Raw genomic sequence first — 14,261 nt, 5'->3', positions numbered from 1 at the left:
GGGTCAGGCGGCTCCGATCAGCGCCTGGGCGGTGTCTTCGTCGGTGATCAGGACCGTGCACAGGCCGCTGAGAACGACGGAGCGGGCGATGGCGTGCTTGCGCGGGCCGCCGATCACGGCGACGGAAGTTTTCGCTCGGCGTAATTGCTCGAGCGGGATACCGAATGTGCGCTCGTCCAGCGCCGGGTCGACGATTTGGCCCGCACTGTCGATGAACCGGCCGACCACATCGCCGACGGCTCCCTTGCGCACCAGTTCGTCGACCTGGTCCGGGGTGAGGTAACCGCTGTCGACGTGGGCGGAGCCGGCGTCGGCCTGGCCCGCACTGAACAGATAGGCGGATGCCGCGGCGCCCATCTCGAGCACCGCCGCGACCGAGCGGTCGGAGGCGATGGCCAACTTGGTCTCGACCCGTTCCAGGATCGCGGGGCTGGGCAACAAGGTGAACTGGCCCCCGCCCTTCTGGGCGATGCTGACGGCGGTGGCCGCGGCGGTTCCCGGCCGGGCGTTCAGGCTTACGCCGCCGTTGATTTGCACGACGTTGACGCCGTTCGCCCAACCGGGCTTGAGCTGTTCCGAGATGTCGTGCAGGGTGCGCCCCCAGCTGATACCGAGCGTGCGCGGCACCGGGCGCAGGGCGCTGAGGTAGTCAGCGGCCGCCTGCGCGGTGCGTTTCTGCAGGTCGAGTTCGTCGACGACACCGGCAGTGGACACCACGATTGCATCGACGAGGCCGGTGGCTCTGCGCAGCTGTCGTTCGAGGCCGAGCCGGCGGGCGCGGGGATGCACGATTTCGATGCGGATGAATCCGTTCGCCTTGGCCTGGGCCAACAGCCTGCCGACCTTCCAACGAGTGATCCGGAGGATCGTGCCGATCTCGTCCTGGGTCTTGTCCTCTTCGTAGTACAGCTCGGCCGCCCGAATAGACAGCAGCTCGTCGATGTCGGTCATTCGTTGACGCCTTCCTCAGTGGCCCCAGCGTAAGTGGAGCTGACCGGCCGGTACAACATGCGTTGCAGATCTTGCTCATATGAGCAGCGGATCACGAGCGGTGCCGGCGCTCCAGGTCGTCCTCGAGCAGGTGCGGGCGCGCGACAACCGCGCCGGCCACGGTGATCGCGAGCGCCGTGCCGATCAGGAACAGCAGCGGGGCCGTCCACGCCCCGGTGATCTCGTGCAGCAGCGCCACGCACAGCGGGCCGAGCGCACCGAGGGTGTAGCCGACGCTCTGCACAAAACCGCTCAGTGCCACCGACCCGGCGTGGGTGCGGGTGCGCAGGTTGATCAGAACCAGCGTGAGCGGGAAGAACAGCGGACCGAGACCGGCCAGCACCACCCAGAGCCAGGTGAGCGTGCCTGGCGCCAGAAGCAGGCCGAGATCGCCGATCAGGAAAGCGGCGACCCCCAGGTAGACCAGGATGGCCACGTTTTTCATTCGGGAGGTCAGCCACGGAATCAGCAGTGCGCAGGGGATGCCCATGGCGGCGTAGACCGAGAGCAGAGTGCCGGCCTGGGCCGGGGTCACGCCCGCGGTGTCGATGAGCAGCTGCGGTAGCCAGGCGAACATCGCGTAGGCGTTCAGCGACGACGCCGCGAACACAACGGCCAGTGCCCAGGCGATCGAGGAACGCCAGATCCGACCGAGCAGCGCCGGCTCCGCTTCCTCGACGAGGGCCCCCGGGCTGGCTTGCACCCGGTGTCGCACGAACATCGTCAGCCAGGGCACGAGGGCGAACACCACGGGCAGCACCCAGAGCCCGAGGGAGACCCGCCAGCCGGCGGCATCCGCGACCGGCACGGCGATCAGCGGCGGGATCAGGGTGCTCAGTGACACCACGGTGACGTAGAGGGAGGTGATCAGGCCGACCCTGTCGGGGAAGTACTTCTTCACCAGCGGCGGCAGCAGCACGTTGCCGACCCCGAGCCCGGCGAAGGTGATCACGCTGCCGATCATCAAGGCGGTGAGGGATCCCGCCCCGCCGCGGGTGAGGTGCCCGATGAGCATCGCGGTGAGGGCGAGCACCAGCACGTTCTCCAGGCCCAACCGGCGGGTGAAGACCGGGGTGAAGATGCCGAAGACGGCGAAGCAGACCGGCGGCAGCATACCGAGGAGCCCGATGGACGTTGCGGTCAGCGGGATGTCCGTGGAGATCTGGCTGACGATGGGCGAGAGTGCCGCGACGGCAGTGCGCAGGTTGGCGGCGACCAGGACGATGCCCAGCAGTGCCAGGGTTCGCCCGGTCCAGAGGGGGCGGGGTGAAAATTCTGACACCGGGCAAGTCTAGGCTGGACGGCATGGCAGAATTTGCGCGACTCCTCCCCCTCAGCCTGCGGAGTGTCGGCAACGAATCCGGCGTGAATGCGCGCTGGTCGGGGCACCTCGCGGCCACCGTCACGGCCATCGCCGACCTGCTCGCCGAGCTGACGCCCGAGCAGTGGGAGGCGCAGAGCCTGTGCACAGGCTGGCGGGTGCGCGATGTCGCCGGACACCTGGTCTGGCGGCTTGGCAGCACAAAGCGCGAACTCCTCGGCAGCGCCGCCCGCGCGTACCTCGGTCACTTTGTGCGCCCGGGGCGCGCCATCGACGCCGTGAGCCGGGCCGCGGCCGCCGCCGAGCCGGCACAGCTGGTGGCGCGGCTGCGGGAGATCGCCGCAGCCAGGGCAGCCTCGGGCCGCGGTGGCATCACCGAGCTGACCGAGGCCGTGGTGCACGGCCTCGACGTGGCGCATCCGCTCGGCCTGACCCTGCCGATTCACGCGACCGCCGGTGGCGCGGTTGCGCTGCGGCGCAGTCTGATCGCCCCCACCGAGATCAAGGCCGTTCTGCGCACACGCCGGTTGCTGGCGACGGATGCCGATTGGAGCGTCGGCCACGGCACGCCGCTGCGGGCACCGGCGTCGGAGCTGATTCTGTTCCTGTTCGGCCGCGGGCCGCTGCCCGCGGACACCCCACCCGTTCAGGCACCGCCGGAGCAGCCGGCCGGCTAATCGGCCGGGAGCCGCAGGATCGCGCGGGTCTTCACGACGTCATCCTCGATCTGCCTGATCAGCGGCTCGATGCCGGTGAACGCGACCATGCCGCGGATGTGCTCGACAAAAGCGACCTCGACGACATGGTCGTACAGGTCGATCTCCTGGTCGAGCACGTACGCCTCGACCTGCTTCTGAGGCACGCCGTCGAAGGTGGGGTTGTTGCCGATGGAGATGGCGGCGGGATAGCGCACCCCGTTGTCGGTGAGCCAGCCGGCGTACACGCCGTCCGCGGGGACCAGCCCCTCGGCCTCCGGCGCGAGGTTCGCGGTGGGATAGCCGAGTTCGCGACCCCTGGCCGCACCGTGCACAACCATTCCACGCATCGTGGGGGTGTGCCCGAGCAACCGGGTTGCCGCCCGCACGTCACCGTCGGAGAGCAGCTCGCGGATCCACGTCGACGAGACCCGGCGCTCCCCCTGCGGCGTGACGTCGTCGATCAGGCGCACGTCGAAACCGTACCGGCCACCGAGCTCGGTGAGCAGATCGGCGTCGCCGGCACCGCGCGCGCCGAACCTGAAGTCCCGGCCCACCATCACGTGGCGGGCGTGCAGGGTGTTCACGAGGATGTCACGGACGAAGTCCTCCGGCGGCAGTGACGAAAGCGCCCTGTCGAACGCGAGCACCACGGTGGCGTCGAGGCCGGTGCCACCGAGCAGGTCGAGCTTCTGCTGCACACTGACCAGCTCGGCGGGACACTTGTCGGGGTTCAGCAGGGAGAGCGGGTGCCTGTCGAAGGTGACGACGACGACGGCCAGGCCTTCCCGGTCGGCGAGGGTCTTGAGCTCTGCGATCACGGCGCGGTGGCCGGCGTGCACACCGTCGAACTTTCCGATGCTCACCGCGGAGGCCGGCCAGTCGGCCGGGACGGCGCCGCGACCGGGGAACACCTTCATACCCGCGGTGGTGGGCACGTTTGAGGGAACGTTTGTGGGCGTAGCCTGGGCGCCGGTCATGCCGGGACGCCGTTCCGGTCGGTGCGCTCCGGCGCGTGGCGGGCCAGCCACCACATGCCCAGGATCGGCAGCACCAACGGGATGAACAGGTAGCCGCGGCCGTACACCGACCAGACTGTGTCGTGCGGGAACAATTGCGGGTCGACCAGGCTGAGGGTGCCGATCACGAGAACACCGAGCAGTTCGAAGCCGATGGTGACCCAGGCGATCCGATACCAGGCGCGTCCGCGCTTGATCAGGGCGATGGTCGCGACGATGTAGACCACCGCGGCGAGGGCCGAGAGGGTGTACGCCAGCGGGGCCTCGTCGAACTTCCCGACGATCTGTACAAAGGACCGGCCGGTCGCGGCGAGGGCGAGGACGCCGTAGACCATGATCAGCACCCGCCCAATGCCGGTCACCCGGCCGGGAGTCGTCGTACCGGTGGCGTTGTCTCCGGAGTCGGTCTTGAGATCATTCATCGCTCAGTAATTATCGCAGCATCTCCGGGCCGAACGGTGCCGGTCGTGCCGCACGGCTCAGACGCCCTGCACTGTCCAGATCTGCAGCATCCGGTAGAGCATGACAGCCACCGACAGGCAGACCACCCCGAGGATCACCGTGCTCCACCGGCTGCGTTCGATGAGCGCCCACACTCCCCCAGCGATCGGCAGCAGGATGGCGCTGACCAGGTAGGTGTAGAACTCCAGCAGGCTGCCGGTGGCCTGGTTGCCGGTGAGCGGCGCAACCAGGGCCACCACGAGCTGCACGATCAGGAGCACCTCGACGAGCAGGGTCGCCCCCATGCTGACGTCGGTGGGCTTGCGGCCGGCCAGCCCCAGGCCCAGGCAGAGCAGGCCGGCAGCGGTGGCGATCGCCAGCTGCAGGTAGGTGAACCACTCGATCACGAGGCGTCCTCCGTGACGGCGGGGCCGTCGGCGGGTTCGTCTGGCGGGAAATTGACGATCGACTTGGCCTGGCCGGCGCGGTACTCGACGAGGCCGATGAGGCTGCCGTTCGGGCTGATGGCGGCGATCGGTCCGGCGTCTCCGGTGCCGACGGGCGCGTCGATGCGCTTGCCGTGGCCGAGGTCGATGGCCTGCTGCTCGCTCAGATCGAGCCGGCCGAACAGCCGGCTCGCGGCATCCGCCGGGCCGATCAGGGCGCGGGCCACATCGAGCCGGTCGAGCGGGTCGGCGGCGTCGATGCCGAACGGGCCGATGCGGGTACGGCGGAGGCTGGTGAGGTGGCCGCCGACGCCGAGGCCCGCGCCGAGGTCGCGGGCCAGCGCCCGGATGTAGGTGCCTGAGGAGCACACGACGCGCACCTCGAGGTCGCGGAACCCGTCGACCGGGGTGCTGGAGAGCAGTTCGAACTCGCTCACGGTGACGGGACGGGCGGGCAGTTCGACGTCCTCGCCGGCACGCACCCTGGCGTAGGCGCGTTTGCCGTCCACCTTGATGGCGCTCACAGCGCTGGGTCGCTGACTGATGTCCCCGGTCAGGCCCTGGATGCCCGCGGCGATTGCCTCAGCGGTCACGGCGTCGACGACCTCGGCGGGCGCGCGGGTGAGCTCCTCCCCCTCGGCGTCGTCGGTGGTCGTCGCGGCGCCCAGCCGGATGGTGGCCAGGTATTCCTTATCGAGGCCGACCACGTAGGTGAGCAGCCGGGTGGAGCTGTTGATGCCGAGGATCAGCAGGCCCGTCGCCATCGGGTCCAAGGTGCCGGCGTGGCCGACCTTGCGGGTGTTCGCCAGGCGGCGGGTGCGCGCGACGGCGTCGTGGCTGGTCCAGCCCTGGGGCTTGTCGATCAGCACGAGGCCGCTGGTCGTGCTGCCGGGCTTGCGGCGTGGGGCGTTCACTGGAAATCCTTCTTAGCTGGGGTCAGGCATCTGCTGCGGCTTCGGCGGCTGTGGCGCCGAGCACCAGGTCGAGCTTGCCACGGAACGTGCACCGCATGAGTTCCTCGGCGTCGGGGTCCTCGTCGAAGATGTCGGGCAGCCGGATGGCCAGGAGCGTGTTGAACAGCATCCCGTCGGCCAGGAACCCGCGGATGGCGTCCGGCGGGAAGCCGGCCTCGTCGCGCAGCATCCGGTAGATCTCGAGGAACCCGGCCCTGGCCTTGGCGCCGACGACCGGGTTGTGCCCGCTGATGAAGGCCTGCATGAGCGAGAGCAGTATGCCGCGATCTTCAATGAGGTCCACGTAGGCGCCGCCGAGCCGTGCGGCCAGCAGCTCCATCTCGTCCTCGCCGTGCTCGCGTGGTTCGGCGATGATCTGCCTGAAGCCGGCGACCAGGCGCTCGAGCGCCCTGGCCAGCACCTCGAGGAACAGGTTCTCCTTGGTGCCGAACATGCGCACCACGTAGGGCTGGCTGATGCCGGCCACCTTGGCCACCTGGTCGGTTGTCGCACCGGAATAGCCGCGCTCACCGAAGACCACGCTGGCCGCGGCCAGGATCTGCTCGCGTCGTTCCGCGGCGGGAATGCGCTCGGTGGGCTGGGCGGCTGCGGTGCCGGATGTCTCGTTCACACTTGACAGGTTATCAGTCGATTACTAGTCTCCTGTTTTGTAATCATTCAATTACAACATTCGTTGGCTCCGTTCCCGAAGGGACCTCCCATGACCGCCACCCTCACCCCGCCCGGCAAGCGCCTCGGCCGGGTTCCCGTCTGGCTTGCCGTCGTCGCCGCGTCACTGCCCATGTTCATGGCCACCCTCGACAACCTCGTGGTCACCAGCGCCCTGCCGGTGATCAACACCGACCTCTCGGCGACAATCGAAGAACTCCAGTGGGTGGTGAACGCTTACTCCCTCAGCTTTGCCACGTTCATGTTGATGGCCGTCGCAATCGGCGACCGCTTCGGGCGCCGGACCGTGTTCCTGGCCGGCATCGCGGTGTTCACCGCCGCATCGGCGCTCTGTGCCATGAGCGTCGAACCGTGGATGCTGATCTCCGCCCGTGCGCTACAGGGCGTGGGCGCCGCCGCGCTCATGCCACTCTCCCTCACCCTGCTCGTCGGGTCGGTCGCCGACCGCTTCCGGCCAGCGGCCATCGGCATCTGGGGCGGCATCGCCGGCCTCGGTGTGGCCCTCGGCCCGCTCATCGGTGGCGCCGTGGTGGAAGGGTGGAACTGGGAAGCCATTTTCTGGCTGAACGTTCCGCTCGGCCTGCTGTCGGTCCCCCTGGTGCTGGTGGCGTTGCCCAATAGCTTCGGCGCCCGGCTGCGCGCCGATGTGGTGGGCCTGGTGCTGGCCGGCGGCGGGGTCTTCGGAATCGTCTACGGAATCGTGCGGGGCAACGAAGCCGGCTGGAGCAGCACCGAGGTGCTCGCGGCGCTCATCGGCGGCGGAGCGCTCCTGCTGGCCTTCGTCTGGTGGGAGGGTCGGGCATCCGCACCCCTGTTGCCGTTGCGGTTGTTTCGGGACCGCAGCTTCACGGTCGCGAACCTGGTCGGGATCACCTTCAGCTTCGGCATCTTCGGGTCGATCTTCATCCTCATCCAGTTCCTGCAGATCGTGCAGGGCCACAGTCCGCTCGAAGCCGGTGTGATGACGATGCCGTGGACGCTGGCTCCCATGATCGTGGCCCCGTTGACTGGGATGCTCAGCCCGAGAACCGGAACGCGGCTGCCGATCGTGCTGGGGCTGGCCCTGCTCGCGATCGCGATGGTCTGGCTCGCCCTCAAGATGTCGGCCGACGTCGAATACGGCGAGCTGGTCGGCGCGTTCATCCTGGCCGGGCTCGGCATGGGACTGGTCTTCGCGCCGAGCTCCACCGCCGTGCTGGCCAATATGGTTCCCGACGACCATGCCAAGGCGTCCGGCACCAACTCCACCTTCCGCGAGATCGGTGTGGCGCTGGGCGTCGCGGTGCTCACCGCCGTGTTCACCGGCAACGGCGGCACGCTGACCCCCACCGGGTACGTGGATGCCGCGGTGCCCGCCGTGTTGGTCGGCGCCGGGGTGCTCGCCGTCGCGGCGGTGATCGCGCTGGCGCTGCCGTCAGGTCGTCGGGTCGATCAGGCACCGCAGCCCGTACCGGTTCGCTCGGACGCCCTCCTCGTTCGCGGGTAGTCAAGGTGGCCCGGCCGGGGCTTCTAGGCTGAGGTCATGCGAATTGCTGTGATCGGCGCTGGCGCCCTGGGCGGAACCTTCGCCACTCTGCTCAGCGCGGCCGGCCACGAGGTGACCGTCACCGCGCGCGGCGCCGGGCTGGCCGTGATCCGCGAGCGCGGCATCCGGCTCGTGGGCGGGTTCGGCCCGGCAACGGCGCATCCCGCCGCCCTCGAACGGCTGGTCGAGACGCCCGATCTCGCCCTGGTCTGCACCAAGGCGCAGGATGCCGAGGCCGCGATCGCCGACAACGCCGCCGTGCTCGACGGCGCCGCGGTGATCGTGGTGCAGAACGGCCTCGACGGGGTCGAGACCGCCCGGCGGCTGCTCCCCCGCTCTGACTGCTTCGGCGCCCTCTCGATCATCGCGGCCAACTACACCCAACCCGGCCTGGTCACGGTCACCACCGTCGCGCCCACCTATCTCGGCCGGGGCACGGGGCCGGCCGACGCGGCCACCCGGCGCTGGCAGGCCGTGCTCGCCGAGGCGGTGCCCTGCCAGGCCATCGACAATTTCGTCGGCGCCCAGTGGACCAAACTTGTCGTGAACATGCTCAACGCGCTGCCCGCGATCACCGGGCTGAGCGTGCAGGCCGTCGTCGCCCACCGGGGCCTGCGCCGGGTGCTGACGCTGAGCATGCGCGAGGCCGTGCGGGTGGGCAAACGCCGCGGCATCCGGTTCGGTGCCATGCAGGCGCTCGGCGACCGCCGGTTGCGGATCTTCTCGCTGCTGCCGGCGTGGGCGGGCCAGGTGGTGCCGCTGCGGATGCGTGCCCGCATGGGCAGGGTGCCCAATCTGGGCTCCACCCTGCAAAGCATCACCCGCGGCCAACGCACCGAGGTGGACCACCTCAACGGCGTAGTGGTGCGTGAGGCCGCTGCCGCCGGCGTTCCGGCCCCGGTGAACGGCCGGCTGACCGCCCTGGTGCACGAGGTGGAGGAACGCGGGACGTTCCTCAGCCCCGCCGACGTGCTGGCACGGTTCAGCAGGAGTCGCTGAACACCCGCTGGGGGCGGTGCCGTTCACTGAGGTCGATCACGGCCGACGCCACCTGCCGGGGGCGTTCCTCCTTCTGGTAGAGGTAGTCCGCCTCCGAGGTCGCCTCGCTCTCCAGCAGGATGCGGTAGTTCCAGGCGTCCCTCAGCTCACTGCGGTTGATGAATTCGCCGTCGATGACCAGGAACGCGTCCGCCGGAGCCGTGGTCCAGGTCGGTTCGATCCAGCTGTCGCGGTCGGGGTCGAAGACCTGGGTGACGAAGCCGGTGCTGCCGCCGAGCCGGAACGGTTCGAGCAAGACCCGGCGCAGCGCGGAATAGTCGAAACCGTGCCGGAAGAAGCGCTCCGGGGAGTCGGCGCCGAACCGGCCGACGTCTTCCCTGGATCGCTGGAAATAGCGCAGCGACGCCCGGTAGGTGGGCTTGTCGGCTTCGTCGAGCACCGCGGCCAGATCGTCGGCGAACGCCGTGCGGGCGGCCGCGTCGGCGCCGTCCACCGCCACGATCACCCGGCCCCGGCCGTTCAGATTGAGGATCTCGGACGAGAGGGTACGCAGGTACTCGACGCGGGGAGTGGAAACGAGCTTCATGAATCGAGCCTAGGTTAGAACCGATGAACGTCACAGTCCACAGCGCTGCCCCCGTCGACGGTGCCATTGTCGGCGCAGCGCCCGCCGGCCCCGCCCTCAGCCACAGCATCAGTGACTGGTTCAACGACAACGCCCGCGACCTGCCCTGGCGGCGCGACGGTTTCAGCGCCTGGGGCACCCTGGTGAGCGAGTTCATGCTGCAACAGACCCCGGTGAGCCGGGTCATCCCGCGTCTTGAGGAATGGCTCGAACGCTGGCCGACACCCGCCGACCTGGCCTCCGTACCGCCCGGCGAGGCCGTTCGGGCCTGGGCGAGCCTGGGCTACCCGCGCCGAGCACTGTGGCTGCACGCCGCTGCCGTGCAGATCGTGGAACGGCACGGCGGCATCGTGCCGGAGGACGTGGACGACCTGCTGGCCCTCACCGGAATCGGTGATTACACGGCCAGGGCGGTGGCGGTCTTCGCCTATGGCCACCGGCATCCGGTGGTCGACACCAATACCCGCCGGGTGATCGCCAGGGCTGTGGCCGGGCAGGCCGAACCCGCACCGCCCAGCCGCAGCAGGGACCTCGAGTCGATGTCGGCGTTGTTGCCCGCCGAGCCCGTCGCGGCGGCGGTCTTCAACGCGGCCATCATGGAGCTGGGCGCCATCGTGTGCACCAGCCGCAGCCCGCGGTGCGAGAACTGCCCGATCCGGGATGCCTGCGGCTGGCGTGCGGCCGGCTACCCGGCCTACGCGGGACCGAAGAAGGCCGTGCAGAAGAAGTTCGAGGGCAGCGACCGGCAGGTGCGCGGACTGATCATGGCCGAACTGCGGGCCACGCACCATCCGGTGACCGCCACTGAGATCGACACCGTGTGGCCGGATGCCGTGCAGCGCGACAGGGCCCTGGCCGGGCTCCTCGCCGACGGTCTCGCCGTACTCGTCGAACCCGGGCGGTACGCTCTTTCGCAGGGGTGAAAACCCCCACGCTCTCTCCAACAGAAATGGTTTCAATGAAGAACTGGGCCGGCAACGTCGAGTATTCAACGGACGACATCAGGCACCCGACGACGACCGAAGAGGTCTCCCGAATCGTCGCGGCGGTCGACGCCGGGGCCGGGCAGATCAAGGCCCTGGGCTCCCGGCATTCCTTCTCCACGATCGCCGACAGCGTCGGCACCCTGATCGCCCTCGACCGGCTGGACATCGAACCGTCGCTCCAGTTCGGTGACGACGGCGCAGCGGTGAGCGTGCGGGTGGGCGCGGGAAGCACTTACGCCCAGGTGGGCGCATACCTCGCCGAACACGACCTGGCCCTGCCGAACCTCGCGTCCCTGCCGCACATCTCGGTCGCCGGCGCCATCCAGACCGGCACCCACGGCTCCGGCGTGCGCAACGGGTCGTTGGCGTCCTCGGTCGTGGCGCTGGAGATCGTGCGCGCCTCGGGGCAGGTCGAAATCGTGCGGGATCACGACCAGGACTTCGCCGCCTCCGTGGTGGGCCTGGGTGCCGTCGGCATCGTCACCGCGGTGACCCTGAGGGTGCAGCCGCACTTCCAGATCTCCCAGTACGTGCACGAGCGACTGTCCTGGACCGCGGCCCTGGCGAACTGGGCCGCCATCATGGCCAGCGGCTACAGCGTCAGCGTGTTCACCACCTTCCGGGGTGAGAACACACACCAGGTCTGGTCCAAGCGCCGGCTGGATGTGGACGGCCCCGAGCTGGACCTCGCCGCTCTCGGCGCCACCGAGGCCATGGTGGCGTTGCACCCGCTGCCCGGCGTCACCGCCGAGAGCGTGACGGGGCAGTTGCGCGAGCCCGGACCGTGGAACGAGCGCCTCGCGCACTTCCGGAGCGAGTTCCAGCCCAGCCACGGTGAAGAGATCCAGTCCGAATACCTCATTCCGGCCGAGCACGCCGTTGCCGCGATCACCGCCCTGCGCGCGATCGGTGACCGGATCGCACCGCTGCTGCACATCTCCGAGCTGCGCAGTGTGGCCGCAGACACCGCCTGGCTCAGCCCGAGCTACGCCCGCGACTCGCTCGCCATCCACTTCACCTGGAAACCGCTCCCGGCCGAGATCCGCACGGTGCTGCCCCTCATCGAGCACACCCTGGAACCATTCGCGCCGCGCCCGCACTGGGGCAAGGTCGCCACGATGTCCCCGGCGGCTCTCCGCCGCGCCTATCCGCGCCTCGATGATTTCGCGGCGCACGTGCACAGGGTCGATCCCGACGGACGCTTCGAGAACGCCTACCTGAAACGAGTTCTGTCCCATGACTGACGCCGTCGCCACCACCACCACTCCCACGGATGCGTCCGTGCCGCCGCTCTCCGGGCTGCAGTACACGATCAACCACGACGGCTACTCGGCCACCATCGCCAGCGTCGGTGCGAGCCTGCGCCTGCTCACCTGGCACGGTCGTCACCTCGTCGTTCCGTTCGACGCCGACGAGGTGCGTCCGGGCTACCGGGGCGCCGTGCTCGCGCCATGGCCCAACCGCGTGGTCGACGGCAGTTATACCTTCGACGGCCTCGACTACCAGCTTCCGCTCACCGAACCCAGCCGCTCGCACGCCCTGCACGGCCTGGTCTGCTGGGCCGACTGGAGCCTGCAGGCCCGCTCCGCCGACTCCGTGACCCTCGGCACCACCATCGTGCCGAGCGACGGGTACCCGCACCGCATCGCCCTCCTGGCCACGTACAGCCTGGCCGACGACGGCCTCACCACCACGGTGACCGCCGAGAACCGCGGCACCGCCACCGCACCGTACGGCACCGGGCCGCACCCCTACCTCGTGGCCGGGCCGGGCACCGTCGATGACTGGACCCTCGAGTTTCCGGCGGCCAGCTACCTCACGGTGACCCCAGACCGGCTCAGCCCCGTGGCCACCGTCCCGGTCGAGACCACCCCGGAGTTCGACTTCCGCACTCCCCGGGCCATCGGTGACACCTTCATCGACCACGCCTTCACCGCGATCGCGCGCGGTGCGGAAGCATCCGCGAGCGTCACCGTGACCAGCCCGGCCGGCACCGGCGTGCGCATGAGCTTCGGCGCCGAGCTGCCCTGGCTGCAGGTGCACACCGCTGACCGCCCGGCACCGGAGCGCAGCCGGATCGGCCTGGCCGTCGAGCCGATGACCTGCCCGCCGAATGCCTTCTCCACCGGCGAAGACCTGGTGCTGCTGGCCCCCGGCACCTCCCACTCCGCCAGCTGGACCGTCGCAGCCACCGAGGCCTGACCCAGGCCGGCCGATCCACCAAGAAGACCCCGTGGCACCGGCCACGGGGTCTTCATATTGTGCTGGGGTTCGTGTGCTCAGCTGTACTGAGGCGAACCCTGGTCGAACCGTGCGCCTTCCGGCTTCGACGGCAGCAGGGTGAGGATGAAGAGGATCAGTCCGCCGATGCCGGGAATCAGGGCGATGAGGATGAACCACGCCGAGAAGTTGCCGTCGTGCAGCCGCCGGGCCGTGAGCGCCAGCCCCGGAATGATCGTGGCCAGCGAATACGCGGTGATGATGAGCACCACCACGATTGCTCCCCCGGCGGGCGGAGCCACCGTGCCGTCCACGGACACCTGCGGGGTGCCGCCGGCCACGAGCGCGAGGATACCGAGCACAAAGAGCACGGCGTAGTTCACCAGCGCCCACCACCAGTACTCGCTGAGGCTGGCCCGGCCCGAGAAGGTGGCGTACTTGCTGAAGAAGCGCCTCACCGCTACCGCGATCGGGGCGCCGTAATACGGCTGGGACAGGGGAACGCCCGCGACACGTGCGGCGGTTTGCTGGGATGCGACCATGACAACTCCTTCTGGATGGGACGAATGCGTCGAGCCTAGAAGTAAATGGGCGCGGTCACCGGGGATTTCTCAAAAAGAGGCCGGGTGTTCCGTTATATGTCACACGCACGCAACCTCCGGCGCCCGTGGGGCGGCCGGAGGCTTCGAGGGATGGTGCGCAGCAGGTTACAGAGCGTCGGGCTCCGTGGGTGCGGCGTGACGGCCGCTGTGTGCCGGAGGCGTCTCCGCCTCGTCCTCGTCGGAGTCGTCGTCATCCTCGTCGTCTTCGACGTATTCGCGCGGCTTGACGTAGGGGTCTTCGTCGCCGGCGTACACGGCCGAGCGGGCCATCTCGCCCACCTGGGTGTCGCGTTCGCGGGCCTCACGGAGGAGGTCGTCGATGAGGGCGGCGTTCTCCGGGATGGCGTCGGCGATGAACTCGATCGACGGCGTCAAGCGGGCGGTGATGTTCTTGCCCACTTCGCTGCGGAACATGCCGGTGGCAGCCTTGAGGGCCGCGGCGCTGTCCCTGCGCTCGTCTTCGGAGCCGTAGACGGTATAGAACACCGAGGCGTGCTGAAGGTCGCCGGTGACCTTGACGTCGGTGATGGTCACAAAGCCGAGCCTCGGGTCGCGGATGCCGCGTTCGAGCCGCTTGGCCACGATGACCTTGATGCGGTCCGCCATCTTCCTAGCGCGTGCCGGATCTACCATGTCGAACTCCTATAAACCTAAAAATTTCGGGGTACTACTTAACGCTCTTAAGCCCTCCCCCCGCCATCGTATTGACGGATGGCTTTTCGGGGACCGGGGCGGAGCTCGATCCCCCC

The 14,261-nt window shown here is 69.1% G+C and carries 16 protein-coding genes; 6 read left to right on the top strand and 10 right to left on the bottom strand.

Annotated features, from left to right (window positions below):
* Positions 1-3 precede the first annotated feature (3 nt).
* Both B7495_RS04475 and B7495_RS04470 read right to left on the bottom strand, forming a co-directional pair.
* The gene (locus tag B7495_RS04475) at positions 4-951 is read right to left on the bottom strand and encodes a sugar-binding transcriptional regulator (RefSeq protein ID WP_088455518.1); all 948 of its coding nucleotides are present in this window, start codon (positions 949-951) and stop codon (positions 4-6) included.
* A gap of 91 nt (positions 952-1,042) precedes the next feature.
* The gene (locus tag B7495_RS04470; RefSeq protein WP_088455517.1) at positions 1,043-2,272 is read right to left on the bottom strand and encodes an MFS transporter; all 1,230 of its coding nucleotides are present in this window, start codon (positions 2,270-2,272) and stop codon (positions 1,043-1,045) included.
* 23 nt (positions 2,273-2,295) lie between these two features.
* Here B7495_RS04470 and B7495_RS04465 point away from each other — a divergent pair, with 23 nt between their 5' ends.
* Positions 2,296-2,988, top strand: coding sequence for a maleylpyruvate isomerase family mycothiol-dependent enzyme (locus B7495_RS04465; RefSeq protein WP_088455516.1), 693 nt, complete (start codon positions 2,296-2,298; stop codon positions 2,986-2,988).
* Here the strand turns inward: B7495_RS04465 and B7495_RS04460 are convergent.
* From B7495_RS04460 to B7495_RS04440, 5 genes are read right to left on the bottom strand one after another with little or no spacing between them, the layout of a single operon-like run.
* The gene (locus tag B7495_RS04460) at positions 2,985-3,926 is read right to left on the bottom strand and encodes a bifunctional riboflavin kinase/FAD synthetase (RefSeq protein WP_088455515.1); all 942 of its coding nucleotides are present in this window, start codon (positions 3,924-3,926) and stop codon (positions 2,985-2,987) included. The two genes, B7495_RS04465 and B7495_RS04460, sit on opposite strands and share 4 nt — an antisense overlap.
* 56 nt (positions 3,927-3,982) lie before the next feature.
* Positions 3,983-4,447, bottom strand: a complete 465-nt coding sequence (locus B7495_RS04455) for a hypothetical protein (protein WP_088455514.1) — start codon at positions 4,445-4,447, stop codon at positions 3,983-3,985.
* A 57-nt stretch (positions 4,448-4,504) separates the two neighbouring features.
* On the bottom strand, positions 4,505-4,873 hold the full coding sequence (locus B7495_RS04450) for a hypothetical protein (RefSeq protein WP_088455513.1): 369 nt from the start codon (positions 4,871-4,873) through the stop codon (positions 4,505-4,507).
* On the bottom strand, positions 4,870-5,826 hold the full coding sequence (truB, locus tag B7495_RS04445; RefSeq protein ID WP_088455512.1) for a tRNA pseudouridine(55) synthase TruB: 957 nt from the start codon (positions 5,824-5,826) through the stop codon (positions 4,870-4,872). Before truB ends, B7495_RS04450 begins: the two co-directional genes overlap by 4 nt.
* Positions 5,827-5,848: 22 nt before the next feature.
* On the bottom strand, positions 5,849-6,496 hold the full coding sequence (locus B7495_RS04440; RefSeq protein ID WP_088455511.1) for a TetR/AcrR family transcriptional regulator: 648 nt from the start codon (positions 6,494-6,496) through the stop codon (positions 5,849-5,851).
* A gap of 90 nt (positions 6,497-6,586) precedes the next feature.
* Here B7495_RS04440 and B7495_RS04435 point away from each other — a divergent pair, with 90 nt between their 5' ends.
* Positions 6,587-8,041, top strand: a complete 1,455-nt coding sequence (locus B7495_RS04435; RefSeq protein ID WP_088455510.1) for an MFS transporter — start codon at positions 6,587-6,589, stop codon at positions 8,039-8,041.
* A 36-nt stretch (positions 8,042-8,077) separates the two neighbouring features.
* Complete coding sequence (locus tag B7495_RS04430) at positions 8,078-9,079, top strand: ketopantoate reductase family protein (RefSeq protein WP_088455509.1); 1,002 nt, start codon at positions 8,078-8,080, stop codon at positions 9,077-9,079.
* Here B7495_RS04430 and B7495_RS04425 read toward each other — a convergent pair.
* Positions 9,063-9,665 carry a hypothetical protein gene (locus tag B7495_RS04425; RefSeq protein WP_088455508.1) on the bottom strand — a complete coding sequence of 201 codons (603 nt, stop codon included), beginning with the start codon at positions 9,663-9,665 and terminating at the stop codon, positions 9,063-9,065. The two genes, B7495_RS04430 and B7495_RS04425, sit on opposite strands and share 17 nt — an antisense overlap.
* Before the next feature lie 23 nt (positions 9,666-9,688).
* Here B7495_RS04425 and B7495_RS04420 point away from each other — a divergent pair, with 23 nt between their 5' ends.
* The 3 genes from B7495_RS04420 to B7495_RS04410 are packed head-to-tail and all read left to right on the top strand — an operon-like array spanning position 9,689 to position 12,892.
* Complete coding sequence (locus B7495_RS04420; protein ID WP_088455507.1) at positions 9,689-10,627, top strand: A/G-specific adenine glycosylase; 939 nt, start codon at positions 9,689-9,691, stop codon at positions 10,625-10,627.
* A gap of 35 nt (positions 10,628-10,662) precedes the next feature.
* Positions 10,663-11,934: a D-arabinono-1,4-lactone oxidase gene (locus B7495_RS04415; protein WP_088455506.1), complete on the top strand. Its 1,272-nt coding sequence runs from the start codon at positions 10,663-10,665 to the stop codon at positions 11,932-11,934.
* Positions 11,927-12,892: an aldose 1-epimerase family protein gene (locus B7495_RS04410; protein ID WP_088455505.1), complete on the top strand. Its 966-nt coding sequence runs from the start codon at positions 11,927-11,929 to the stop codon at positions 12,890-12,892. The genes B7495_RS04415 and B7495_RS04410 overlap by 8 nt, the downstream gene beginning before the upstream one ends.
* A gap of 77 nt (positions 12,893-12,969) precedes the next feature.
* Here the strand turns inward: B7495_RS04410 and B7495_RS04405 are convergent, their stop codons facing one another.
* Both B7495_RS04405 and rbfA read right to left on the bottom strand, forming a co-directional pair.
* Positions 12,970-13,452: a DUF805 domain-containing protein gene (locus B7495_RS04405; RefSeq protein ID WP_088455504.1), complete on the bottom strand. Its 483-nt coding sequence runs from the start codon at positions 13,450-13,452 to the stop codon at positions 12,970-12,972.
* A gap of 165 nt (positions 13,453-13,617) precedes the next feature.
* Positions 13,618-14,145: a 30S ribosome-binding factor RbfA gene (gene rbfA / locus B7495_RS04400; RefSeq protein WP_088455503.1), complete on the bottom strand. Its 528-nt coding sequence runs from the start codon at positions 14,143-14,145 to the stop codon at positions 13,618-13,620.
* Positions 14,146-14,261 lie beyond the last annotated feature (116 nt).

It is taken from the genome of Cryobacterium sp. LW097 (genome assembly GCF_002205495.2).
GTDB classification, from domain to species: domain Bacteria; phylum Actinomycetota; class Actinomycetes; order Actinomycetales; family Microbacteriaceae; genus Cryobacterium; species Cryobacterium zongtaii.
This window is presented reverse-complemented; position numbering and strand designations above follow the sequence as displayed.

Bases quoted from the DNA above. Each gene is read 5' to 3' on its own strand.
- B7495_RS04410 (WP_088455505.1), top strand. From the start codon at position 11,927: ATGACTGACGCCGTCGCCACCACCACCACTCCCACGGATGCGTCCGTG.
- rbfA (WP_088455503.1), bottom strand. From the start codon at position 14,145: ATGGTAGATCCGGCACGCGCTAGGAAGATGGCGGACCGCATCAAGGTC.
- B7495_RS04405 (WP_088455504.1), bottom strand. From the start codon at position 13,452: ATGGTCGCATCCCAGCAAACCGCCGCACGTGTCGCGGGCGTTCCCCTG.
- B7495_RS04465 (WP_088455516.1), top strand. From the start codon at position 2,296: ATGGCAGAATTTGCGCGACTCCTCCCCCTCAGCCTGCGGAGTGTCGGC.
- B7495_RS04475 (WP_088455518.1), bottom strand. From the start codon at position 951: ATGACCGACATCGACGAGCTGCTGTCTATTCGGGCGGCCGAGCTGTAC.
- B7495_RS04430 (WP_088455509.1), top strand. From the start codon at position 8,078: ATGCGAATTGCTGTGATCGGCGCTGGCGCCCTGGGCGGAACCTTCGCC.
- B7495_RS04415 (WP_088455506.1), top strand. From the start codon at position 10,663: ATGAAGAACTGGGCCGGCAACGTCGAGTATTCAACGGACGACATCAGG.
- B7495_RS04425 (WP_088455508.1), bottom strand. From the start codon at position 9,665: ATGAAGCTCGTTTCCACTCCCCGCGTCGAGTACCTGCGTACCCTCTCG.
- B7495_RS04460 (WP_088455515.1), bottom strand. From the start codon at position 3,926: ATGAAGGTGTTCCCCGGTCGCGGCGCCGTCCCGGCCGACTGGCCGGCC.
- B7495_RS04420 (WP_088455507.1), top strand. From the start codon at position 9,689: ATGAACGTCACAGTCCACAGCGCTGCCCCCGTCGACGGTGCCATTGTC.
- B7495_RS04435 (WP_088455510.1), top strand. From the start codon at position 6,587: ATGACCGCCACCCTCACCCCGCCCGGCAAGCGCCTCGGCCGGGTTCCC.
- B7495_RS04455 (WP_088455514.1), bottom strand. From the start codon at position 4,447: ATGAATGATCTCAAGACCGACTCCGGAGACAACGCCACCGGTACGACG.